We start from the raw sequence: 22,641 nt of genomic DNA, 5'->3' as shown, positions 1-22,641 counted from the left end.
ACTACCACTATAAAGTAATAGAGGCATAGGAGCACCCCGTCGGGTAACTTCTATGCCTCTAAGCTTAGTATTTTTGTATTATCACGAAACTAAAGTATTAATGGGTTAGGCGTTGATAATCACTGATAATTGCTAATAACCGTTGAATATCAGTTGTATCAACATCACCAATGGTCCCAATCCGGAAGCTTGGAATCGTTGATACTTTACCAGGATAGATCACAAAACCACGTTCTTTGATAAATTGATAGAAAGCATCGAAGTCAAAATCAGTACTTGGGTATTTGAAGGAGGTGATAATCGGGCCTTGATCAGCCGGATCAATCACTAAATCAAATCCTAAAGCTTGCATCCCATCACTTAATGCTTGTTGGTTAGCCGCATAACGACGATAGCGTTGTGCCACACCACCTTCGATTTCAAGCTCATTTAAGGCTTGAGCGAAGGCATGAACAACATGGGTTGGTGATGTAAACCGCCATTTACCAGGTTGCTTCGTCATTGCTTGCCATTGGGCATAAATATCTAAGCTCAATGAACGGGCGTTACCAGCAGTTTTAGCCAGTTCGCTTTGTTTAGCAATGATGAAGGCAAAGCCTGGGACCCCTTGAACGCACTTGTTTGCACTGCTGACCAAGTAATCACAGTCTAGTTGGTCCATGACCAAGGGAACGCCACCTAAACTAGACATGGCGTCAATAATAGAAACAATGCCACGAGCTTTGAGTAGGGGAACCAGGCGTTCAATTGGATTTAAAATTCCAGTAGTTGTTTCACTATGCACGGTAGCAAAGTGGGTGACCTCTGGATGCGCAGCTAATGCTTGTTCGATCCGTTGTGGATCAACTGCTTCATCTTCGGCAAACTCAACGTCAACGTGTGGAATCGCATAGTAGTCAGCAATTTCACTAATACGACGGCCATAAGCACCGTTGATAGCAACCATCAAAACGGCGTCTTCACGAGGAACTGCCGCGCCAATAGTCGCTTCAACACCATAACTACCACTACCTTGTAATAGGACCGTTGTATAGTTGTTAGGGTTGGCTTCAGCCATTGCTAGAATTTGTTGGCGAATGGTTTCCGTAACTGTCCGATAATCACTATCCCAAGTACAGTAGTCAATCTGCATGGCAGCTTTAACTGTTGGGGTCGTGCTTAAAGGCCCAGGGGTTAATAATAAATAAGGTTGTTTCATATGATAAGTTACTCCTTTGATCGGCTTAGTGACGATCAGTCACGGGTTGATTAATCATGTCAATCAAGGCTGGTAAATCAGCCATTGATTGTAAAATATGATCAGCACCAACTGCTTCGTATTGGGCAGTGATCTTCATGCGCAATTCAGTTTGTTCAGCAGTTGATAAAGCGTCAAATTCTGTTTGGGAAAGACCCATCAAATTACTACCATCAATCAGACCAACCGTAATTGCATCGGCATTTTGACCTTCTAAAATATCATTGATTGAATCACCAACTTTTAAGACGGTGGTGTAGTCCTTGATTTCTAATTGGTCGCAAGCCAGTTCTAGCATGGCAGGTGCTGGCCGACCGATGCCATTAGTTTGTTCAGATGTGATGTTGACTGTTGGCCGGTAGCCTTGATTAGCCGCAATGGGTAAGACAATTGCGAGCATTTCAGCGTCATAGCCAGTCGTTGTGCCATAAGCAATCTGATTAGCATTCATATAATCGATGGTGGCAGTCATTCCGGGCTTGAGTTGTGCAAAGTCAGTCAAAGAGGCTAATAAAATGTCTTTGAAGTCCAAGTAGATCCGATCGCAATCATCACTAGTGGGTAAGACTTGGAACCGGGCTTGCCAGTCATTTTGAACTGCTGGCAAGTTGATAATCTTATGAATATGAGTGTATTTGTCTAAGCCCATATCTTGGCGAATTTCGGCTTCAGAAATCTTAATGCCAACATTCTCAAAGGCTTTTTGGAAAGCAACAATGGGGGCCCGACTACCATAATCAATCGTCGTACCAGCCCAATCAAAAATAACGGCTTGAATCGTCATTAGAAAACTCCTTTAAATCAAGTGGTGTTAGTTCTTTTGCAAATAGTGACCGCGCAACTTCATTGAAACAACTTCTAGGACAATGGCGACGCCTAATAAGAGATAAACAATTAACCCAACTTCATGGAAGTTGAAGTAAAAGCCACTGGCCATAAACAAGTAATAACCAATATCGTCAGCACCAGCTGCGGCACCAACTGCGACCGCATTGGCAAAGTTAATTTCAAAACGAATGAACGTCCAACTTAGTAAAGCTGGAATGATCGATGGTAAAATCGCTTGGAAAATAATAGGCCAGAAACCGACGCCGCTAGCTTTTAAAGCTTCGATTGTATCAGCTGAGGTTTCTTCGATACTTTCGGAGTAAGCTTTGACCAAGTAAGCGATACTATGGAACGTTAAGCCGACCACAGCAGCATTGGCACCTAATCCCATGACGACTGAGTAGATTAAGACCCATAAGATCGTTGGAATTGATCGGATAAAGGCCATGACCGCTTTGATGGAAGTGGCTAACCAACTTGGTACCAGGTTACGAGCCGAGAAAACGGCAATGAAAAAGGCAAAGAAAGCACCTAATAAGGTCGTTAGCATGGCTAAGGCCACACTAGTTGTGAGGGCTCTTAGTAATAAGGACCAGTTGTCTTGGCCAACACCTGGATGGAGAAACATCGCTTGTAGGTTGGCTCCTAGACTCTGGAAGGCCTCACTAAATTTTAGATTACCAGCATCTAAAGTGACTAGTGAATAAACAGTCACTAAGGCTAAAGCAATTAAGACACCGCGTAGGATAAGACGGGGCTTAGTCAGTAACGTGATCCGTTTCGGATTGGACGTTGGCTGAATGACTTTAGAATCTGATTGGCTATTTTCAATCATGCGATGGCCCTCCGAATCTGAGTTGACGTTAATTCAAGGCAAATGACGAGTACCGCGATTAGCAAGACGATTAAACCAGCGGCATCATAGCGGAAGCTCTTAAAATAATGGTTGAATAAGAATCCGACACCGGTCCCGGTCAAAATACCGACAAGCGTGGCATCACGGAGATTATTTTCAATCATGTAAAGCACCCAGCTGGTTAATGTACTAGCTACCTCTGGTAAAACGCCACAAAAGACACATTGGAAGTAGTTAGCACCAACTGCTTGTAACGCTTGCAGCTTTTCACCATCTAAATCTTCGATGGTCTCAGTGAAGGCCCGGGTCAAATATCCTAAAGTCATGAAGAACAAGGCTAAGAACCCAGTAAAATCACTTTGTTTAAAAGAGAATAACAGGATCATAGCCCAAGCAACGACCGGAATATTTCGTAAGAGGGAAGCCCCAAAACGAATGACTAACCGGAGACCAGGTAGTGGGCTGGTCGTTTTTGCACCTAGAATGGCAAAAATCAAGCCTAGCAAACTGGCACAAATTGTTGACGAAACTGAGACGATTAATGTCCGCCAGAGTTGATAAAGAATTGGTCCTAGATACGAGATCGAACGTTCAGTAGGAATAAAATTCTTAAATAACCAAATCAGCCCAGCCGGAACCTGCATCAGTGAGGCCAAGGTTTGGAAGTTAACCAATACCATGGAAACACCATAAATGACGAGTAAAACGGCTAAGACGATACCAAGCCGCAAGCGGCGTTGCCGAAAAAACTGTTGTGGCGATTGAAAGTTAGTTTTCATTGGCTGTTACCGCCTGTTTAGGTTGATCCGCTTGGCGATAGATCTTTTGTAGCACTTGATCATCTACTGCCTGACTAGGACCTTCAAAGACAATTTCGCCACTATTAATGCCGACAATATGGTCAGCGTATTCTAGGGCAATGTCGATTTGGTGCAAGTTAATCAGAATAATTAACTGTTTTTCTTTCGCCAATTGTCGCAAAATATCCATGACGATTTTAGTCGATTTAGGATCTAGTGAAGCGATTGGTTCATCACAGAGAATCATTTTAGGATGCTGCATCAAAGCTCTGGCAATCCCAACTCGTTGTTGCTGGCCACCACTTAACTGGTCGCAACGTTGGTAGGCGTATTCACCTAGACCAACTTCGTTTAATAACGCTAAGGCTTCTTGTTTTTCATCAGTACTATACATTCCGAAAATACCGGCAAAAGTTGATTTAGCGCCTAAACGGCCATGGAGTACATTTTCGAGAGCCGTTAACGGACTAATTAAATTGTAATTTTGAAAAATCATCCCAATATGATGCCGAATTTTACGTAATTCGGACTTGTTCGCTTGGCGAATATCTTGATCGTCAAGTAAAATCTTACCGCCGTTATCGCGGATCAATTGGTTGACACTGCGTAAAATCGTTGTTTTACCGGCACCGGATGGCCCGATGATGGCAGTCACTTCACCAGGTTGAGCGGTGAAGTTAACGTCTTTAAGCGAATGTTTATTTTGACCGTAAGTCTTATCTAGTTGGATTACCTTGAGCATAGCAGTTCCTTTCATAAAGCAGGGTTAAAGAGCAGTTTAGTACCCAACTAACTTGTGAGTTGGGGCATACCATTTATCGTTAACTTTAACTAATTGACTCTTGTCTGAAGTCTTAGGGAAGAGTTTTGGTGTCTTCGCATTTGGTTCAGAGAAGATTTCTTTGTTGTTTGCGAATGATTTTGAAGTAAATTCGTTGGCAATCTTAGTTTGATCAGACTTGCTAAGGGCCTTAGTGTTGTAGACCCATGGGCCTTGTTGAACTGGCATCATGGCAATGTTGACTACTTTCTTACCCTTTAAGCTACCAAATGGTGCTTCAGCGTCATTCTTGACCGTGAAAGTTGAGCCAAGCTTGTTCCATGAGCCGCTAGTCACCTTCAAGTAAGGCATTAAGTCAGTATCATCAAAGGCGGCAACATCAACGTCACCCTTTAATAAGTTCACGGCTGAACCTTGATGTGAACCACCATAGAGGACTTTGCTAAAGAACTTACCGTTTTGCGTTAACGTATCCGTATCTTTAACGTTGAATTCACGTGTTAATTCAGCAGTTGGTACTAAGAAACCAGAAGTTGAACTGTTAGAAACGTAAGACATCTTCTTACCCTTCACGTTCTTGATACTGTACTTGCCATTTGATTCGTACTTCTTAGCATCGCTTTGGCGGACCATGAAGTATGAATTATATGAAGCTTTCTTCAGCGTTCCTTCAGAATCTGATTGAGCTGCAAATGGTTGAACGTCTTTACTTAAATGGTTAGCTTGGATATAACCGTTAGCCCCCATGTAAGCAACTTGGGCCTTACCAGAAGCGATTGCTTGGATTGCCACGTTATAGTCGGTCGTTGTTTGAAGCTTAACCGTCTTACCAGTGACCTTTTCGATTGACTTCTTTAATGCGTCCCGAGAGCCAGAGAAACTTTTAGCGGATTCGTTAGGGTAGAAGACGACCGTGATCGGCTTACCCTTGTCTGCACTGTTACCAGCAGACTTGCTGCTAGTTCCCAGACTTGTACACCCTGCTAAACCTAAAACTGAGATTAATGAAATCCCTACAAGTGACTTACTGATTTTTGACATAATTTCCAATTACCTCCAAGTAATTTATTTACTAGCGTAGCATAACAGTTGAATGTAAATGTGCGTGAAATTAGTCGTAAACAATTTGTATAAGTTGTGTAAAGAAAATTTACTTACGGGGTGACTGTGTAAAGATTTATTCAAAAGTAGCTTGTCAGATGGCTGACTTTTAGAATTGTTTAAAGCGGTTAGGATTTGGTATTAAAGCGATTGGAAACGAACCAATCGCTTTAAAAGCCGCTAAATTATGATAAGATATGTTGAGTAATTCAAAATGAGGAGTTTTTTAAAATTATGAAGTTGTTGGCAATTGATACATCTAATCGGCCAGTCAGTGTTGCCGTGCTAGCTGATACAAAAATTCTCGCCACGGCGACAACGACGGTCGGCCGTAATTCTAGTGTGACGTTACTGCCGTTGATTGAACAAGCGATTGCTCAAGCGGGGTTAACAGCGGACGACATTGATCGAGTCGTGGTCGCCGATGGTCCAGGGTCATACACGGGGTTACGGATCGGCGTGACGACTGCGAAAACTTTTGCGTATACGTTGAATAAGGAACTAGTTGGTGTTTCCAGCTTAGCCGTGTTAGCAGCTAATGTGACGATTGAAGACCAATTAGTCGCCCCATTATTTGATGCCCGTCGTGATAATTTATTTACCGGACTGTATCGCATGCATGCTGGTCGGCCAGTGCCAGTCATTGCCGATCAGCATATTGGTGCGGCCGAATGGGCTCAGCAGTTAAAGGCTTATCAAGCGCCAATCGTGTTTGTTGGTACGGCCGTCGATCAATATCAAGCAGGGTTGCAAGCAACTTTGCAAGCGAACTTTGTGCGGGCGTTACCGCAACAAGATTTACCACAAGCGGCCGTGCTAGGCTTACTAGGCCGAACCATGACCCCAGTTAAACAATTACATGCTTTTGTGCCTCACTATTTGCGATTGACGCAAGCTGAAAGTGAATGGCTCGCTAAGCATCCGAAAGAGGACCATGCGCCATATGTTGAGAAGATTTAAGCAGTACTTTCAAAAAATAACTAAAGCTCACAGTCAGCGTCGACAAAAAATCATGACGATTGACCAGCATATTGTGACGGTGGGGCCAACTAATTATTATGTCTCCCGTGCATTGATTACCGACGTACCCGAGATGTTGGCGATTGAAAAAGCCGTTTATGCTGGCAAAACACCGTGGGATGAAAATGCGTTTAAGACGGAATTACGTCGGCAAAGTGGGCGCTTCTATATTGTGATGCGGCATAATGATCGGTTATGTGCGTTTTGTGGCTGTGCTTTTGATGATCGGCGTCAAGATGCACACATCACCAATATCGCGGTTCATCCAGATTTTCAAAATCAAGGGTTGGGGCGCTTTATGATGCAAGCGATGATCAAACGGGCGACTTACTTGAACTATCGGACGGTCACGTTAGAGGTTCGCTATAGCAATGTCGCAGCGCAACGATTGTATACCGGGATTGGCTTTGAAAAGGCCGGTATCAAAAAGCGGTACTACTTTGGTGATCATGAAGATGCGATTGACATGACGTACCATTTACCGGTGGCAACGACCGATGACTGAGCGACAGTTGGTGAGTGGGTCAACCTATTTATCGGCTGATCTGGCAAAGTTGTGTTATCAGTTGGCAGATCAGGCGTATCCGCAAGGGGCACCGTGGCAGCAGGTGACTTTTGCCGCTGATATTGCAACCCCGCAAGCCGCTTATAACGTTTTGAGTGTGGATCAGCGTCCGATTGGTTTTATGAGTATGACCACGGTTTTAGATGAGACCGAGATCACTAATATTGCCATTTTGCCGGCTTTTCGGCATCAAGGTCAGGCCCGATGGTTACTGACCACGGTCTTGGATCGACTTGATCGCCCTGGAAAGGTCTTTTTAGAAGTACGTCAAAGTAATCAGGCTGCCCGACGATTATATGATTGCTGCGGCTTTGAACCCCTTAGCGTGCGCCGGGCTTATTATCATGATCCAACTGAAGATGCCTTAATTATGCGAAAGATTATGAATTGAAGGATGGTAACTCGTGGAGAAGCAAAATTTAATTTTAGCGTTTGAATCTAGTTGTGACGAAACTAGTGTGGCCGTAGTTGCAGATGGGCACAAAATCCTATCCAATGTGATTGCGACGCAAATTAATAGTCATAAGCGGTTTGGCGGGGTGGTCCCTGAAGTCGCCAGTCGGCATCATATTGAACAGATCACAATCTGTATTGCTGATGCGTTGGCAGAAGCACATGTCGGTTATGATGATTTGGATGCGGTAGCGGTCACATATGGTCCCGGCCTGGTTGGCGCTTTATTGGTAGGCGTTAGTGCTGCTAAAACCGTGGCTTATGCCCATCATTTGCCCTTGATTCCAGTTAATCATATGGCTGGCCATATTTATGCGGCTCGTTTTGTGAAGCCGTTTGAATTTCCGTTGATGGCTTTATTGGTTTCTGGCGGTCATACGGAATTGGTCTATATGCAAGCCGATGGTCAATTCGAAATTATCGGTGAAACCCGGGATGATGCGGCCGGTGAAGCCTATGATAAAATTGGCCGGGTCTTAGGCGTGCCTTATCCAGCTGGTAAGGTTATTGACGAGATGGCCCATCAAGGTCAGGATACGTTTAAGTTTCCGCGTGCCATGATGGATGAAGACAACTTTGATTTTAGTTTCAGTGGGTTGAAGAGTGCATTCATCAATACTGTGCATCATGCAGATCAGATTGGCGAAACCTTGGATAAAAATGATTTAGCGGCTAGTTTTCAGGCTAGTGTAGTCGATGTTTTAACGGCTAAGACGATGCGTGTCTTGGAACAATATCCGGTTAAGCAGTTGGTCTTAGCTGGTGGGGTTGCTGCTAATCATGGTCTGCGGGAACGGTTGCAGGCTGAACTACCAGTAAAATTTCCAAATACGGAACTCATCTTAGCCCCACTAAAACTTTGTGGTGATAACGGGGCCATGATTGGGGCTGCCGGATATATTCAATATCAACAGCAAAAGTTTGGTGATGCGAGTCTGAATGCAGATCCAAGTCTTGAATTCGATTGGATGCCTAATATGGTTCATTAAAAAAATAACGCTCCTTTTTCGTTAAACGAAAAGGGAACGTTATTTTTTTAATCAAAAGCTTCTAATGCTTCAGCTTGTTCGGTCCAGTCATTTTCAGCTTGTTCTTGTTCAGCATTAACAGCTTCTAATTGTTGTTGTAAATCCTGTAGTTTAGCAGAATCGGCAAAGATTTCCGGTTGCGCCATTTGTTCTTGAATAGCGGCCGCTTGGGTTTCTAAAGCCGTCATTTTGGTTTCCAAATTAGCAACAGATCGTTCTAGCTTACGCTTGTCACGTTGTTGCTGTTTGCTGGCTTGATAACTTTGTTGTCCTTTAGAGCGGTTATCAGGAGCGGTTGCTTCGCTGGTTGCCGGATTGGCCGCGGCGGTACTAGCGGCAGCTTCACTTTCAGCTGCGGCAGCAATCTCAGCTTGTTCTTGTTTCTTATCTATATAGTAATCATAGTCACCCAGGAATAATTCAGTGCCGCTCGGGGATACCTCAACAACACTAGTGGCAACCTGATTGATGAAGTAACGGTCATGTGAAACGAATAGTAAGGTGCCATCGAAATCATTTAAAGCGACTTCCAAGACTTCCCGACTGTCAATGTCCAAATGGTTGGTTGGTTCGTCTAAGATTAAGAAATTGTCGTTTTGCATCGCTAATTTCGTTAATAGTAACCGGGCACGCTCACCACCAGATAGGGCGTTGATGGGTTTATCAACATCTTCACCGGTAAAGAGGAAACTCCCTAAGATTGTTCGAATGTCCTTTTCAGGTGTCGTGGGGTGTTCATCCCATAATTCGCTCAAGACGGTCTTTTTATCATGCAAATTCTTTTGTTCCTGGTCGTAGTAACCAGTGACAACGTTGGTGCCAAAGGTGGCTTGGCCTTTAATGAATGGAATCTGACCAAGAATACTCTTTAAGAGGGTGGATTTACCAATCCCGTTCGGACCAACAATCGCAACGGCTTCATGTTTTTTGACATTGAGGTTATCGGGTTCAGATAAAATCTGACCGGCATAACCGACAGCGGCATCTTTAACGGTCAACACAATGTTGCCACTTTGCTTAGCCGCGTGAAACCCAAAGTGGGCGGTCTTATCATCGCTATCTGGTCGTTCCAAACGATCCATCTTGGCCAATTGCTTGCGCCGGGATTGGGCCCGCTTGGTGGTCGAAGCCCGGACAATGTTGCGATTAACGAAATCTTCTAATTTACTGATTTCGGCTTGTTGCTTCTCATAGTGTTTCCACTCAGCTTGAATTCGTGCCGCTTTTTTTTGCACGAATTGGTCATAATTTCCAGTATAATGGACCATTTCGTGATGGGACAGATCATAAACTTCGCTAACCACGCGGTCTAAGAAATAGCGGTCATGGCTGACAATTAATAAGGCACCAGTATAGGATTGCAAATAACCTTCCAACCAGGTCAAGGTTTCGACGTCCAAATGGTTGGTCGGTTCATCCAAGATGAGTAAGTCACGTTTTTCTAACAGTAACTTAGCAAGCGCCAACTGGGTCTTTTGACCCCCTGATAATTCGGTAACTGACTTGTCGTAAACATCGGCTTCAAATTGAAACCCATGGAGGACCCCCCGAATTTCCGCTTGATAACCATAGCCATTCTTTTGTTGAAATTCAGTCTGAACCTGATCGTAAGTTTTTAAGGTCTGTTGATAGTCGGTCTCATCGGCAATGACAGCGGGATCACTCAAGCGCGCTTCTAATCGGTGCATTTGCGCCTCTAATTTATGTAGTCCGGCAAAGACGCTGCTCATTTCTTCCCAAATTGTGTTGTGACTATCCAGTCCTTGGTCTTGGGCTAAATAACCGATTGTTAACCCTTTGCGCATTGAAATTTGGCCCTCATCTGGGACGGTTTCACCGGCAATCATCTTTAAAAGCGTCGACTTGCCGGCTCCGTTGCGGCCAACGAGTGCGACTCGGGCATGATCTTGGATGTCCATTTGTACGTTATCGAACAAGACATCGGCGCCAAAACGCCGCATGACTTGCTGTACTTGTAGTAAAATCACGTTTTTTAAGCTCCTTTCACACTTGATTCGTCAAATAATTGTAGCATATTGTCGCGTTTTGCCCTAACAAAATGGAATAATGAGGGATTATTATTTCACAAAGTGACGGGTTATGCTAGAATAGTGTCAGCAAATTCACAAACTTTTTAATAAGGAGGGTCGTCAAATGGCAGAGACAAAAATTCCACGAGCAACAGCTAAACGGTTACCAATCTACTATCGGTACTTAAACATTCTGTTGGATGCCGACAAAAAACGGGTTTCATCGACCGAACTTTCAGAGGCGGTTAAAGTTGATTCCGCTACGATTCGGCGTGATTTCTCATATTTTGGGGCTTTAGGTAAGCGTGGTTATGGCTATGATGTTGAAAAGCTCTTGGCATTTTTCAAGAAGATTTTAAATCAGGATACCTTGACCAATGTTGCTTTGATTGGGGTCGGGAACCTTGGACACGCGTTACTTAATTTTAATTTTCACAAGAATAGTAATGTTCGTATTTCCGCTGCTTTCGATGTGAACGAAGCAATCGCGAACACCGTCCAAAGCGGGGTGCCCGTCTATCCCATGACTGAGTTGAAAAAGCAATTGATCGAGCAACAAATCGAGATTGCCATTTTAACGGTACCAACCACTGTTGTGCAAGATATTACCGATGCCTTGGTGGACGCAAATGTGAAGGGCATCATGAACTTCACGCCATTACGCATTTCAGTTCCTGAAACCGTGCGGGTACAAAACGTCGATTTAACCAACGAATTGCAAACGTTAATTTATTTCATTGAACATTATGGTGAACAATTAGGTGATAAAAAAACTGATTCGTCAGCGGATTAGGCTTATTTAAAAGGCGCTCCCACATTGGGAACGCCTTTTGGTTTACTAAAAATGATAAATGGCACTCATAATGGCCAGGGCATTCATCAAAATATGCGCTAACATCGATGTCTGAATACGACCAGTTTGTCGATATAGCCAACAGAAACACAAGCCAATCAGAGCATATAGAATTAAATGACCATCTGCATGCGCAAAGCTAAAAAATAGACTAGAAATTAAGGCAGCGCCAATCGGACCAATCAATGAACTTAGATTGCCAAAGATAACTTTTCGAAAGACGATTTCTTCCATAATTGGTGCGCCGACGAAGATGGCCAGGAAGAAAAAGGGGTATTGATGGCCAACAGTTAACAATGTTGACGTATTGGTTGAAGCGACGGAATGGCCGAGCCATTGATCAAGTTGCAGGACGATGGCCTGAACAATAACCACAATGACGAAACCAGCCAGTCCCCAAAGCAGCGTTATTAGCCAGTTTTGTTGATGACGCTCGATTGGATTAGGCGTTGACGGGCGTGTGGCTAGCCAAGCTAATAGGACTGCGCCAATAAGATAATCCAAGGTTTGGATTAAAAAGACCTGGCTGCCGAGATGCTTAAAGATGGCTACTAGTAAACTGGGTAGCGCATAGATGATAAAGTAAACGATTAAAATAGTTAGTGATTGTCGGCGATTGGCCATGAACTCACATCCTTTGTTAGTGATCAAGCAAGTTGCCGCGCTGACCTCAACCCCAATTTAGAGGGCACAATGATTGTTAAAAATGACCAGCAACGGGCAGTAAATAAATCCATTATAATCGATTTGACTTTCTTTGACTAATTTTGACAAATAACTTGCATTCTAAAATTAAAATGTTATAGTTGATTTTGTGATTAGCACTTGAGCTTTAAGAGTGCTAAAAAAGAAATAAATGGAGGGATTCACGTGTTAAAACCATTAGGAGATCGCGTCATCTTGCAACAACAAGCAGAAGAAGAACAAACGGTTGGCGGGATTGTTATCGCCAACAACGCTAAGGAAAAGCCACAAAGCGGCAAAGTTGTTGCTGTAGCCGATGGCCGGATTTTAGATAACGGGACGAAGGTTGCCCCAAGCGTGAAAGTCGGCGATCAAGTATTGTTCGACAAGTACGCCGGTACTGAAGTTAAGTACGAAGGCACCACTTATTTAGTCTTACATGAAAAAGACATTGTGGCTGTCGAAGCCTAATTCCATTTAAAAATTTATAACTAAACAAAAAAATCTATTTATGAGGTGAACACAGATAATGGCTAAAGAATTAAAGTTCTCTGAAGATGCACGTTCAGCAATGCTTAAAGGTGTCGACCAATTGGCTAACACCGTTAAATCTACGTTAGGGCCTAAAGGGCGTAACGTTGTTTTGGAACAATCATATGGTTCGCCAACCATCACTAATGATGGGGTCACAATTGCTAAGGCGATTGAATTAGACGACCACTTTGAAAATATGGGTGCGAAGTTAGTTTCTGAAGTTGCTTCAAAAACGAACGATATCGCTGGTGATGGGACCACTACTGCTACGGTCTTAACCCAATCAATCGTTAACGAAGGAATGAAGAACGTCACTGCCGGGGCTAACCCAGTTGGCATTCGTCGTGGGATTGAAGAAGCTACTAAGACTGCGGTTGACTCTTTACACGCCATGGCACATGAAGTTAAGACGCAAGATGATATTGCACAAATCGCTTCAGTTTCATCAGCTAGCCAAGAAACTGGTAAGTTGATTGCGGAAGCTATGGAAAAAGTTGGTCATGATGGTGTTATCACGATTGAAGAATCTCGTGGGGTTGATACGAGTTTGGATGTCGTTGAAGGAATGCAATTTGACCGTGGTTACTTATCACAATACATGGTTACTGATAACGATAAAATGGAAGCTGACCTTGATAACCCATACATCTTGATCACTGATAAGAAGATTTCTAACATTCAAGATATCTTACCATTGTTACAATCGATTGTTGAACAAGGCAAGCCATTATTGATCATCGCGGATGACATTTCTGGTGAAGCCTTACCAACCTTAGTCTTAAACAAGATGCGGGGGACGTTTAACGTCGTCGCTGTTAAGGCACCCGGTTTTGGTGATCGGCGTAAGGAACAATTGCAAGATATCGCCATCTTAACTGGTGGGACGGTTATTACTGATGACTTGGGTCTTGAATTAAAAGACACCACGATTGATCAATTAGGTCAAGCAAATAAAGTCACGGTTACTAAAGACAACACTACGATTGTTGAAGGGGCTGGCGATAAGGCTGCTATCAACGAACGAGTTGAATTTATCCGTAACCAAATCAGTGAAACTAGTTCTGATTTCGACAAAGAAAAGTTACAAGAACGTTTGGCTAAGTTAGCTGGCGGGGTCGCCGTTGTGCGGGTCGGTGCTGCAACTGAAACCGAACTTAAAGAACGTAAATACCGGATTGAAGATGCTTTGAATGCGACCCGTGCGGCCGTTGAAGAAGGCTTCGTTGCTGGTGGTGGGACTGCTTTGATCAATGTGATCAAGGATGTCGCTGCCTTAAAGGAAACCGGCGATGTTCAAACTGGGATCAATATTGTTAAGCGCGCCTTAGAAGAACCAGTTCGTCAAATTGCTGAAAATGCTGGATTGGAAGGTTCTGTAATCGTTGAAAAGATGAAGGAACAAAAGCCAGGCTTTGGTTTCAACGCAGCAACCGACGAATGGGTTGATATGATCAAGGCTGGGATTGTTGATCCAACCAAGGTTACCCGTTCAGCTTTACAAAATGCGGCTTCAGTTTCAGCGTTATTATTAACGACTGAAGCGGTCGTAGCTGAAAAGCCAGAACCACAAGCGCCAGCTGCACCAGCTGCACCAAACCCAGGTATGGGCGGCATGATGTAAGCTTAAATTAAGCTAATAAACACCTGCTCAAGTTGAGTGGGTGTTTTTTTTGGTCTTAAATGCGTTTGTATCAGTTGGATGTACCGGAATGTTAGACTCAAGTATTGGGACTATCGTTAAGTTAAAGCAATATGAAGATTTAAAAAATTAGTGAGTTCCGGTCAAACGTGTAGTATTTACGAATTTAAAGTAGTAAAATCAACTTTGACTTAGCACTTACTTGGGAATAATTATTTTGTGAATAAAGGAGTTATTAGCATGTGGCGTTATTTAAAACGGTTGCTGATCGGGAAACCGTTAAAAACCATGGATGAGGGTGGCCAAGCACTGACCAAGTTCAAGGCACTGGCGCTACTCTCTTCAGATGCGCTGTCGTCAGTGGCTTATGGGACTGAACAGATTACAACGGTGTTGATCACCCTTTCAGCTGCAGCCTTGATGTATCAATTATACGTGGCTGCGTTCGTTTTGGTCTTGTTATTCGCGATTACGATGTCTTATCGACAAATTATTCGCGCGTATCCATCTGGTGGTGGGGCTTATGTGGTTGCCAGCACCAATTGGGGGCGGCCGGCTGGATTAGTGGCCGGGGGGTCTCTACTAGTTGATTATATGTTGACGGTCGCCGTTTCAGTCACTTCTGGGACTGAAGCGATTACGTCAGCTATTCCGGCGTTAGTTAATTATCAAGTTTTAATTGCCATTCTAATTGTTATTGCGGTGATGGCGCTTAATTTACGGGGAATGCGTGAATCAGCGTCCTTCTTAACGCTACCAGTCTATTTCTTTATTGTCATGATTATTGGAATGGTTTTATGGGGCGTTGTGAACATTGCGAGTGGTAACTTAACTTACCATGCCTCGGCAGCTATTGGCGCACCGGTTAAAGGGATGACCTTGTTACTCTTCTTCCGGGCGTTCTCGTCTGGGTCATCTTCACTGACCGGGGTCGAAGCCATTAGTAATGCAGTACCAAACTTTAAGCGGCCTAAGCGTAAGAATGCGGCCAATACCTTAGCATTGATGTCACTGGTCTTAGCAGCCTTTTTCGGCGGTATTACTTACTTGAGTTACTATTTAGGGATTCGACCACAAGCGGATAATACGGTCTTGTCACAAATCGCATCGGCCGTTTTCGGGCATGGCTTATTCTACTATCTCTTACAATTATCGACGGCGTTAATTTTGGCTGTAGCAGCCAACACTGGATTTTCAGCGTTTCCAATCTTGGCTTATAACTTGGCTAAAGATAAATTTTTGCCACATGCTTATATGGATCGTGGCGACCGCTTAGGTTATTCTAACGGGATTATTTCGTTGGCCGTGGGGGCAATTGCGTTAATTATCATCTTCCATGGTAAAACGACGTTGTTGATTCCATTATATGCTGTTGGGGTCTTTGTGCCGTTTACGTTATCGCAATCTGGGATGATCGTGCATTGGTTGCGAGAACGTGGCAGCTGGTGGTGGATGAAAGCTGCGGTTAACTTATTAGGCGCGTTGATTTCACTATTTTTAGTTGTCGTTTTATTCATGTTACATTTCGGCAATGTTTGGCCTTACTTAATCGTGATGCCAGTCTTACTGTACATGTTTTATCGGGTTCACGTGCACTACAATCGTGTGGCTGCACAGTTACGGGTTGTGGCCAAAGAAAAAGCCGAACTGCATGATTATGACGGAGCAACAGTGATTGTTTTAGTTTCAAATGTTACTCGTGTCACTACTGCGGCGGTTAACTACGCCCGGTCAATCGGGGACTACGTGATCGCCATGCATGTGTCGTTTGATGAAAATCCTGAAAAAGAACATAAGACGGCGGCGGAATTCAAGTCGACGTTCCCAGATGTGCGCTTTGTGGATATTCATTCATCTTATCGGTCAATTGCAACGCCAACCTTACGATTCTGTGATGTGATTGCCAAACGTGCGGCTGAACGCAACTTCTCGACGACAGTCTTGGTGCCACAATTTGTGCCGAAGAAACCTTGGCAAAATATTTTGCATAACCAAACGAGTCTACGGTTACGGGCCGTGTTAAATTCACGTGAAAATATTATTGTATCAACTTACAACTATCATCTTAAAGAGTAGTTGATTGCTAATACTAAAGAGAGTCTCAGAATTTCTGAGACTCTTTTTTTGACTAAACTGGTCTAAAAACTAGGAGAATTACTAAGTTTTAGTGAATCGAGTTGTCAAGGTTGCCGGACATTTGTATAATTATCAGTAATTAACGAAAGAGGGGCTCGCGCAAATGATTAGATTTGAAATCTTAGTCTGCCTAATGGCGACAATGATGCTCTCTGCAATTTTAACGCCGTTTGTGCGCAAGCTGGCGTTTAAAATTGGGGCGGTTGATAAACCTAATTTACGTCGTGTTAATAAAGTACCGATGCCCACAATGGGTGGACTAGCGATCTTTATCGCGTATACGTTGGGATCAACGATGCTTTATCTGATGCATCAATTTCCAACGCGGATTTTCTTTGCTTTATTAGGCGGCGAGCTGATTATTTTAGCGACTGGTATTATTGATGATATTTATGAATTAAAACCCCGACAGAAGATGTTGGGAATTACGTTGGCAGCGTTAGAGGTTTACTTTATCGGTGGCATTCGGATGACGACTTTTACCTTCCCATTTGTTGGATTGATCCATTTTCACTGGTTGAGCTTGCCGATTACATTATTGTGGATTTTAGCCATCACGAATGCGATTAATCTAATTGATGGGTTGGACGGCTTAGCAACGGGGGTTTCGATTATTGCGTTGAGCACGACTGGGGTGATTGGCCTGTTTTTCTTAAATGCCAATACCTTTGTCTCACTGATGATCTTTACGTTGGTAGCCGCGATGTTGGGCTTCTTGCCGTATAACTTTTTCCCAGCGCGAATTTATTTAGGAGATACCGGTTCATTATTTATTGGATTCATGACGGCGGTCTTCTCGTTATTCGGGTTGAAAAATGTCACCTTGATCTCAGTCGGGATTCCAGTCATGATTTTAGGGGTCCCAATTACGGATACGGTTTATGCCATGATTCGGCGGATCTTGAATAAGAAGCCAATCTCGCAAGCCGATAAGCATCACTTGCATCATCGGTTGATGCAACTCGGACTGACCCATCGTCAAACGGTCATGGTGATCTATGGGATTGCGTTGATATTCTCGTTTATTTCTTTGCTATATCCCATTTCTTCAATCGGTGGCTCAATCTTACTGACGATTGGCCTGTTGTTTGGCTTGGAACTTTTCGTGGAAGCGATTGGCTTAGCTGGGGATCATCGTCAACCACTTTTAAATTGGATCAAGCGAACTGTGGCACGGTTTACGTCTAAAAGTAGTCATTAAAGACCAATTAATTGTTACAAGTCTGTTTACGAGTGATCGTGGACAGGCTTTTTTTAATCGGACTGTTTTCTTAAAGTTTATTTGGATGGCCTTTACCAAAACTATACAAGTTATTTACAAAAACGTCATTTTGAATTTACAAACGACCGGTAGTATTAAGAGTGTTCCAACAGCAGTCAATGTCACTAACCAGCAAAGCGTGTGCACGCTCGCATCACGACATCGCACTTCCTACCCAGACTTGCGTTCTTTGTTCGAGTGGCGTTGATTGTTCTCATTATGATAGTAAAACGGAGAAGGGGAGTTTCTATTATGAAAAAAGCAGTGACATTTGGGGCGCTGGCCGTGACGATGACCGTCTTATTAGCCGGTTGTGGAAGTAGTTCCGCTACTAGCACTAAGAGTACTAGCAGTAGTAGTGACAAAGCCAAGACCACTAAAATTGTAGCGACAGGTTCGACCGCGTTACAACCGCTAGTTGAACAAGCTGGCCAAGAGTATCAAAATGAACATGCCAATGTGACGATCAACGTCCAAGGTGGTGGTTCCGGTGCTGGTTTGAGCCAAGTTGCTAAAGGATCGGTCAATATTGGTAACTCCGATTTGTTTGCACAAGAACAATCTGGTTTGGACACAAAGGGTCTAGTTGATCACAAGGTCGCTGTTGTTGGAATGGCACCGGTTGTCAATAAAGATGCCGGAGTGACTAATGTTTCTAAAGCCCAGTTAGTGAAGATTTTCCAAGGTAAGATCACTAATTGGAAAGAAGTTGGTGGTAAGAGTGAGAAAATCACTGTTGTTAACCGAGCACAAGGTAGTGGGACCCGAGCAACCTTTGAAAAGTGGGGCTTAAACAATGCTAAAGTTGCGACAAGCCAAGAACAAGATTCTAATGGGACTGTTCAAAAGATTGTTTCTACAACGCCAGGTGCAATTAGTTACTTAGCATTCTCTTATGTAAAGTCTAACTTGCAAGAATTATCAATCGACAATGTTAAACCAACTGAAGCTAATGTTGCCACTAATAAGTGGAAAATCTGGGCATATGAACATATGTATACTAAGGGCCAACCTAAAGGTGAACTGGCTGACTTCTTGACTTACATGACGTCTAAATCAGTCCAAGGGTCATTAGTTAAAAAATTAGGTTACATTCCATTGACGTCAATGAAAGTTGACCGTGGATTATCTGGTAAAATTACCACTTTAAAATAAATCATTAAACGGGGTTAAGCCCTAACTAAAACAGCGTTTCAGAAATGCTAAATTTCTGAAACGCTGTTTTTTTGTTGTCAATTTGAGCAACTGGCTATTTTAATCAGCAACGGGAATTTCGGTAAATTGTTGGCCTTGATCATCAAAGCTAACTTGACCACTCAACAGATTGGTAATGGCCGTCTGGGTGGTAGCGCTGTCGGTGGCATTGACCGCAATGACAATCGTGACTTGGACCCCGTAGTCAGTCGTTAAGGTGGTGAGCTGCTGCTGGTTCAAGTAGTAATTTAAGGTATCCACGTTTTTATAATCTAGGGTGATGGCGAGTTTAGTTTGCAAGCAGCGCTGGACTTTACCAACTGCTTGGATGCCTAAGACAGGCGTGCTGTTGTATGCCCGAATGAGACCGCCAGCGCCAAGTTTAATGCCACCAAAATAACGGGTCACCACAGCTAAGACGTCATGGAGCTCATTTAATTTAAGTGCCTCTAGGATCGGTACACCGGCTGTACCTGATGGCTCACCATCATCACTCATGCGCTGGATGTGGTCGTCAGTGCCGAGCATATAAGCAAAGCAATGGTGTGTGGCCTTAGGGTCTGCCGCGCAGGCTGCGGCAAGTTTTGCTTGGGCCATCGGTTCATCAGTAATGCGATATAAATGGACAATGAAACGTGATTTTTTGATCGTTTGTTCTGCAACGGCGTCCGTTGCAATGGTGTAATAGGGCTTGGACATTGGCTAGAAACTCCTTTTAATTAAAATCAAAGTTAATGACGTAGTTACTGTTAGGAGGTGCAAATATGCAACCTAAGGATTTATATGGACGACAGTTATTGTTAACGGCGGCTGAACTGGCAACGTTACCGGCCGATGTTCAATCACGGGCGGGGCTAACGATTACCGCGTCTCAGATTCAATGTCAACGCTGCGGCAGCACGCTTGATCATCGAACGGCACAATTGCCGCAAAAGCAGTTCTACTGTTATCAATGTTTGAATTTGGGCCGTGTTAGTAGCTTAACTCCACTTTATCACATTCCGGAACCTAATGAGTTTCCGCAACGCCCCAAGTTAACTTGGACGGGGCACCTAACGTCGGCGCAAGCTGTCTGTGCCGCCGATTTACAGCGTGCTTTTGCTGCCCATGAACGACATTTATTATGGGCCGTCACGGGTGCGGGGAAGACTGAGATGTTGTTTCCAGGTTTAGCTTGGGCGTTACAGCAAGGCTGGCGAGTGGCGGTCGCGTCGCCACGAGTGGATGTGTGTTTAGAACTGGCACCACGACTGCAGGCCGCATTTGCAGATACCACGGTAGCAGTGCTACATGGTCGGCAAACAGCAGCTTATGCCTATCGACAATTGACCGTTTGCACAACGCATCAGTTGTTACGTTTTCGAGCAGCCTTTGATGTACTAGTCATAGATGAGGTGGATGCCTTTCCGTTTGCGGCCAATCAACAACTTTATTATGCCGTTGATCACGCGGTGAAACCACATGGGGCCGTGTTATATCTAACTGCCACGCCTAGTGACGCCTTGTTACGGCAAACGCGGCGGGGACAATTAAAGTTGAGTTACTTGCCGTTACGATTTCATCAGCACTTATTGCCGACGATTCAAGTTACCTTATTACCTAAATGGTGGTCAGCCATTGCCAAGGGTCGCTTGCCAGCCAAATTAAGGCGGTGGTTAGGGGCCTATGCGACTAGCGGTCAACGTTTTCTTATTTTTGTGCCGCGGATTGATCAACTGACAGTGGTGCAAGCCGCTATTCAACGCCAGTTTCCAACGATGTCGGGACAAACAGTCTATTCGGCTGATCCAGACCGTTTAGCTAAAGTACAACAAATGCGGCAGGAGCAAGTGCAATACTTAATTACGACGACGATTTTGGAACGCGGCGTGACTTTCCCTGGAATCGACGTTTTAGTATTAGGCGCAGATGATCCGGTATTTTCAACGGCGGCGTTGGTTCAAATTGCCGGCCGGGTGGGGCGCAGTCAACAGCGACCAACTGGCTTGGTGCGCTTTGTTAGTGGCAGTTATACCCGAGCGATTAAACAAGCCCAACGTCAGATTAAACTAGTCAATCGGAAAGGACGGCGATTACGAGATGACTTGTCTACTGTGCCAACGACCGCTAACGACTAAGTTGACTTTACCTTGGTTATTGAGCTGGCAACCAGTGGCGCAACCGGTTGTTTGTACCGCCTGTTGGCAGCAATTTCAGCCGATTATATTGGCCACAGCTTGCCCGCAATGTGGTCGGGCACAACCACATTGGCAAGTTTGTCGGGATTGTCAGCGCTGGGCAGCCCAACCTGATTTTCAGAATGTCGCATTATTTACGTATAATGAGGCCATGCAAGCTTATTTTCAACACTATAAGTTTCAAGGTGACTATCGTTTGCGAGCGGTTTTTCAAACGATCGTGCAACAGCGGCTACAACAACTAACGGCTGATCAAGTCGTGACGATTCCAGTAACGACTGCCACAATGGCGACGCGGGGCTTTAATCAAGTGACGGGCTGGCTCGATACGGGAATTAATGATGGGGTCCTAACTGTTGCTAAAACGGTTGCCCAGTCGCAAAAAGACCGGCAGGCACGCCTAGCAACCAAGCAGCCGTTTGGACTTGCACCTGGTGTTGATTTGAGTGGACAACGGATCGTACTTGTTGATGATGTCTATACGACGGGACGAACGATGCGCCATGCGGCCAATCTAATGCTGGAAAACGGTGCCAATTCAGTTACAGGGCTGACTTTAGCGCGTTAATTGTTAGGAAAGGTCGCATTTGGATTGTTTATTATAGCGCTTTCTATTATAATGAATTTAAGCAAAGTAATGAAAGAGTGGTCCTTTGATTACTTTGGGTACACAGTAATGTGTGTGAAGGGAGAGAAGATCTATGCTAAATTTTAATATTCGCGGTGAAAATATCGAAGTGACTCAAGCCATTCGTGACTATGTTCAAAAACGGGTGGGTAAGTTACAAAAATTCTTTGGGAATGACGTTGACTCAATTGCCCATGTCAACTTAAAGATTCATCCAGACAAGACTGCTAAAGTCGAAGTAACGATTCCACTTCCCTATTTAGTTCTCCGGGCAGAAGAAACTTCTCCTGATATGTATGCGAGCGTTGATTTGGTAACCGACAAGCTCGAACGCCAAATCCGTAAGTATAAAACCAAGGTCAACCGTAAGTCGCGCGAAAAAGGCTACAAGGCGATTGACTTTGCAGCGACTGACGAAACGGTTGCCGCTGCTGAAAACGATCAGGACGATAAGCTAGATGTTGTACGTACGAAGCGGGTTTCATTGAAGCCAATGGATAACGAAGAAGCTATCTTACAGATGGATATGCTCGGGCACGACTTCTTTATCTATGAAGATGCTGAAACGGACGCCATCAATATTGTTTATCGGCGTAACGATGGTCGTTATGGTTTGATCGAAACTGGTGACAATCATTAATCTCAACGCGTAATCAAAGGGACTAGTCATTGACTGGTCCTTTTTTTTCGGCTGAATTTAGTCGAGTCAGTTAAACGCTTACGTTTTTAACGGCTAATTCGGAATTTATTTTGTTAATTCAGCGTTAGATATCGGTTTCATTCGGATTGCGCGGTTTTCATTAGGCCCGAAAAATGGTAAAATGACAGTTGATATT

At 44.0% G+C, this 22,641-nt stretch carries 22 protein-coding genes; 13 read left to right on the top strand and 9 right to left on the bottom strand.

Annotation, left to right across the window (positions count from 1 at the left end; translation table 11 throughout):
• Window positions 1-97 precede the first annotated feature (97 nt).
• Genes phnW through FFM77_RS05535 form a run of 6 tightly spaced genes read right to left on the bottom strand, consistent with a single transcriptional unit; the run spans window position 98 to window position 5,543 of the window.
• Complete coding sequence (phnW, locus tag FFM77_RS05560; protein WP_137634769.1) at window positions 98-1,198, bottom strand: 2-aminoethylphosphonate--pyruvate transaminase; 1,101 nt, start codon at window positions 1,196-1,198, stop codon at window positions 98-100.
• Between the two features lie 25 nt (window positions 1,199-1,223).
• Complete coding sequence (gene phnX / locus FFM77_RS05555; RefSeq protein ID WP_137634768.1) at window positions 1,224-2,021, bottom strand: phosphonoacetaldehyde hydrolase; 798 nt, start codon at window positions 2,019-2,021, stop codon at window positions 1,224-1,226.
• 27 nt (window positions 2,022-2,048) lie between these two features.
• Window positions 2,049-2,900 carry a PhnE/PtxC family ABC transporter permease gene (locus tag FFM77_RS05550; protein WP_137634767.1) on the bottom strand — a complete coding sequence of 284 codons (852 nt, stop codon included), beginning with the start codon at window positions 2,898-2,900 and terminating at the stop codon, window positions 2,049-2,051.
• Window positions 2,897-3,700: a phosphonate ABC transporter, permease protein PhnE gene (gene phnE, locus FFM77_RS05545; RefSeq protein WP_137634766.1), complete on the bottom strand. Its 804-nt coding sequence runs from the start codon at window positions 3,698-3,700 to the stop codon at window positions 2,897-2,899. The genes FFM77_RS05550 and phnE overlap by 4 nt, the downstream gene beginning before the upstream one ends.
• Complete coding sequence (gene phnC / locus FFM77_RS05540) at window positions 3,690-4,463, bottom strand: phosphonate ABC transporter ATP-binding protein (RefSeq protein WP_137634765.1); 774 nt, start codon at window positions 4,461-4,463, stop codon at window positions 3,690-3,692. Before phnC ends, phnE begins: the two co-directional genes overlap by 11 nt.
• Before the next feature lie 36 nt (window positions 4,464-4,499).
• Window positions 4,500-5,543 carry a phosphate/phosphite/phosphonate ABC transporter substrate-binding protein gene (locus tag FFM77_RS05535; RefSeq protein ID WP_137634764.1) on the bottom strand — a complete coding sequence of 348 codons (1,044 nt, stop codon included), beginning with the start codon at window positions 5,541-5,543 and terminating at the stop codon, window positions 4,500-4,502.
• 294 nt (window positions 5,544-5,837) lie between these two features.
• Here FFM77_RS05535 and tsaB point away from each other — a divergent pair, with 294 nt between their 5' ends.
• The 4 genes from tsaB to tsaD are packed head-to-tail and all read left to right on the top strand — an operon-like array spanning window position 5,838 to window position 8,630.
• Window positions 5,838-6,563: a tRNA (adenosine(37)-N6)-threonylcarbamoyltransferase complex dimerization subunit type 1 TsaB gene (gene tsaB, locus FFM77_RS05530; RefSeq protein ID WP_137634763.1), complete on the top strand. Its 726-nt coding sequence runs from the start codon at window positions 5,838-5,840 to the stop codon at window positions 6,561-6,563.
• Window positions 6,547-7,128 (top strand): ribosomal protein S18-alanine N-acetyltransferase, encoded by a 582-nt coding sequence (gene rimI, locus FFM77_RS05525; protein WP_137634762.1) that lies wholly within the window; start codon window positions 6,547-6,549, stop codon window positions 7,126-7,128. The genes tsaB and rimI (FFM77_RS05525) overlap by 17 nt, the downstream gene beginning before the upstream one ends.
• The gene (gene rimI / locus FFM77_RS05520; RefSeq protein ID WP_137634761.1) at window positions 7,121-7,579 is read left to right on the top strand and encodes a ribosomal protein S18-alanine N-acetyltransferase; all 459 of its coding nucleotides are present in this window, start codon (window positions 7,121-7,123) and stop codon (window positions 7,577-7,579) included. The genes rimI (FFM77_RS05525) and rimI (FFM77_RS05520) overlap by 8 nt, the downstream gene beginning before the upstream one ends.
• 13 nt (window positions 7,580-7,592) lie before the next feature.
• Window positions 7,593-8,630 (top strand): tRNA (adenosine(37)-N6)-threonylcarbamoyltransferase complex transferase subunit TsaD, encoded by a 1,038-nt coding sequence (gene tsaD, locus FFM77_RS05515; RefSeq protein ID WP_137634760.1) that lies wholly within the window; start codon window positions 7,593-7,595, stop codon window positions 8,628-8,630.
• Window positions 8,631-8,677: 47 nt separating this feature from the next.
• Here the strand turns inward: tsaD and FFM77_RS05510 are convergent, their stop codons facing one another.
• Window positions 8,678-10,657: an ABC-F family ATP-binding cassette domain-containing protein gene (locus FFM77_RS05510; RefSeq protein WP_137634759.1), complete on the bottom strand. Its 1,980-nt coding sequence runs from the start codon at window positions 10,655-10,657 to the stop codon at window positions 8,678-8,680.
• A gap of 166 nt (window positions 10,658-10,823) precedes the next feature.
• On the opposite strand from FFM77_RS05510, the gene FFM77_RS05505 reads away from it, so the two are divergent.
• Window positions 10,824-11,492, top strand: coding sequence for a redox-sensing transcriptional repressor Rex (locus FFM77_RS05505; protein ID WP_137634758.1), 669 nt, complete (start codon window positions 10,824-10,826; stop codon window positions 11,490-11,492).
• A 45-nt stretch (window positions 11,493-11,537) separates the two neighbouring features.
• On the opposite strand, the gene FFM77_RS05500 is transcribed toward FFM77_RS05505, so the two are convergent.
• Window positions 11,538-12,176: a CPBP family intramembrane glutamic endopeptidase gene (locus FFM77_RS05500; RefSeq protein ID WP_137634757.1), complete on the bottom strand. Its 639-nt coding sequence runs from the start codon at window positions 12,174-12,176 to the stop codon at window positions 11,538-11,540.
• A gap of 246 nt (window positions 12,177-12,422) precedes the next feature.
• Here FFM77_RS05500 and groES point away from each other — a divergent pair, with 246 nt between their 5' ends.
• The 5 genes from groES to FFM77_RS05475 all read left to right on the top strand — a co-directional run bounded on the left by groES (window position 12,423) and on the right by FFM77_RS05475 (window position 18,961).
• Window positions 12,423-12,707 (top strand): co-chaperone GroES, encoded by a 285-nt coding sequence (gene groES / locus FFM77_RS05495; protein WP_137634756.1) that lies wholly within the window; start codon window positions 12,423-12,425, stop codon window positions 12,705-12,707.
• Window positions 12,708-12,765: 58 nt separating this feature from the next.
• The gene (groL, locus tag FFM77_RS05490; RefSeq protein ID WP_137634755.1) at window positions 12,766-14,391 is read left to right on the top strand and encodes a chaperonin GroEL; all 1,626 of its coding nucleotides are present in this window, start codon (window positions 12,766-12,768) and stop codon (window positions 14,389-14,391) included.
• Window positions 14,392-14,649: 258 nt separating this feature from the next.
• Window positions 14,650-16,485, top strand: a complete 1,836-nt coding sequence (locus FFM77_RS05485; protein ID WP_137634754.1) for an APC family permease — start codon at window positions 14,650-14,652, stop codon at window positions 16,483-16,485.
• 163 nt (window positions 16,486-16,648) lie between these two features.
• Window positions 16,649-17,746 (top strand): glycosyltransferase family 4 protein, encoded by a 1,098-nt coding sequence (locus FFM77_RS05480; protein ID WP_137634753.1) that lies wholly within the window; start codon window positions 16,649-16,651, stop codon window positions 17,744-17,746.
• A gap of 312 nt (window positions 17,747-18,058) precedes the next feature.
• Complete coding sequence (locus FFM77_RS05475; protein WP_137634752.1) at window positions 18,059-18,961, top strand: phosphate ABC transporter substrate-binding protein PstS family protein; 903 nt, start codon at window positions 18,059-18,061, stop codon at window positions 18,959-18,961.
• Between the two features lie 99 nt (window positions 18,962-19,060).
• Here the strand turns inward: FFM77_RS05475 and FFM77_RS05470 are convergent, their stop codons facing one another.
• Window positions 19,061-19,699, bottom strand: a complete 639-nt coding sequence (locus FFM77_RS05470) for a YigZ family protein (protein WP_137634751.1) — start codon at window positions 19,697-19,699, stop codon at window positions 19,061-19,063.
• Window positions 19,700-19,764: 65 nt separating this feature from the next.
• Between FFM77_RS05470 and FFM77_RS05465 the strand changes: the two genes are divergently transcribed.
• The 3 genes from FFM77_RS05465 (at window position 19,765) to hpf (ending at window position 22,445) form a co-directional block, all read left to right on the top strand.
• Window positions 19,765-21,117 (top strand): ATP-dependent helicase ComFA, encoded by a 1,353-nt coding sequence (locus FFM77_RS05465; RefSeq protein WP_137634750.1) that lies wholly within the window; start codon window positions 19,765-19,767, stop codon window positions 21,115-21,117.
• The gene (locus tag FFM77_RS05460) at window positions 21,080-21,745 is read left to right on the top strand and encodes a ComF family protein (protein WP_137634749.1); all 666 of its coding nucleotides are present in this window, start codon (window positions 21,080-21,082) and stop codon (window positions 21,743-21,745) included. The genes FFM77_RS05465 and FFM77_RS05460 overlap by 38 nt, the downstream gene beginning before the upstream one ends.
• 133 nt (window positions 21,746-21,878) lie before the next feature.
• Window positions 21,879-22,445 carry a ribosome hibernation-promoting factor, HPF/YfiA family gene (gene hpf, locus FFM77_RS05455; RefSeq protein ID WP_137634748.1) on the top strand — a complete coding sequence of 189 codons (567 nt, stop codon included), beginning with the start codon at window positions 21,879-21,881 and terminating at the stop codon, window positions 22,443-22,445.
• Window positions 22,446-22,641 lie beyond the last annotated feature (196 nt).

This window comes from Lactiplantibacillus songbeiensis, assembly GCF_005405125.1.
GTDB classification, from domain to species: Bacteria; Bacillota; Bacilli; order Lactobacillales; family Lactobacillaceae; genus Lactiplantibacillus; species Lactiplantibacillus songbeiensis.
This window is presented reverse-complemented; position numbering and strand designations above follow the sequence as displayed.

Coding starts and splice junctions, on each gene's coding strand:
- phnE (WP_137634766.1), bottom strand. CDS start 3,700: ATGAAAACTAACTTTCAATCGCCACAACAGTTTTTTCGGCAACGCCGC.
- tsaB (WP_137634763.1), top strand. CDS start 5,838: ATGAAGTTGTTGGCAATTGATACATCTAATCGGCCAGTCAGTGTTGCC.
- FFM77_RS05465 (WP_137634750.1), top strand. CDS start 19,765: ATGCAACCTAAGGATTTATATGGACGACAGTTATTGTTAACGGCGGCT.
- groL (WP_137634755.1), top strand. CDS start 12,766: ATGGCTAAAGAATTAAAGTTCTCTGAAGATGCACGTTCAGCAATGCTT.
- FFM77_RS05480 (WP_137634753.1), top strand. CDS start 16,649: ATGATTAGATTTGAAATCTTAGTCTGCCTAATGGCGACAATGATGCTC.
- phnC (WP_137634765.1), bottom strand. CDS start 4,463: ATGCTCAAGGTAATCCAACTAGATAAGACTTACGGTCAAAATAAACAT.
- FFM77_RS05505 (WP_137634758.1), top strand. CDS start 10,824: ATGGCAGAGACAAAAATTCCACGAGCAACAGCTAAACGGTTACCAATC.
- FFM77_RS05550 (WP_137634767.1), bottom strand. CDS start 2,900: ATGATTGAAAATAGCCAATCAGATTCTAAAGTCATTCAGCCAACGTCC.
- hpf (WP_137634748.1), top strand. CDS start 21,879: ATGCTAAATTTTAATATTCGCGGTGAAAATATCGAAGTGACTCAAGCC.
- phnW (WP_137634769.1), bottom strand. CDS start 1,198: ATGAAACAACCTTATTTATTATTAACCCCTGGGCCTTTAAGCACGACC.
- phnX (WP_137634768.1), bottom strand. CDS start 2,021: ATGACGATTCAAGCCGTTATTTTTGATTGGGCTGGTACGACGATTGAT.
- FFM77_RS05460 (WP_137634749.1), top strand. CDS start 21,080: ATGACTTGTCTACTGTGCCAACGACCGCTAACGACTAAGTTGACTTTA.
- FFM77_RS05535 (WP_137634764.1), bottom strand. CDS start 5,543: ATGTCAAAAATCAGTAAGTCACTTGTAGGGATTTCATTAATCTCAGTT.
- rimI (WP_137634762.1), top strand. CDS start 6,547: ATGTTGAGAAGATTTAAGCAGTACTTTCAAAAAATAACTAAAGCTCAC.
- rimI (WP_137634761.1), top strand. CDS start 7,121: ATGACTGAGCGACAGTTGGTGAGTGGGTCAACCTATTTATCGGCTGAT.
- FFM77_RS05500 (WP_137634757.1), bottom strand. CDS start 12,176: ATGGCCAATCGCCGACAATCACTAACTATTTTAATCGTTTACTTTATC.
- FFM77_RS05485 (WP_137634754.1), top strand. CDS start 14,650: ATGTGGCGTTATTTAAAACGGTTGCTGATCGGGAAACCGTTAAAAACC.
- FFM77_RS05470 (WP_137634751.1), bottom strand. CDS start 19,699: ATGTCCAAGCCCTATTACACCATTGCAACGGACGCCGTTGCAGAACAA.
- FFM77_RS05475 (WP_137634752.1), top strand. CDS start 18,059: ATGAAAAAAGCAGTGACATTTGGGGCGCTGGCCGTGACGATGACCGTC.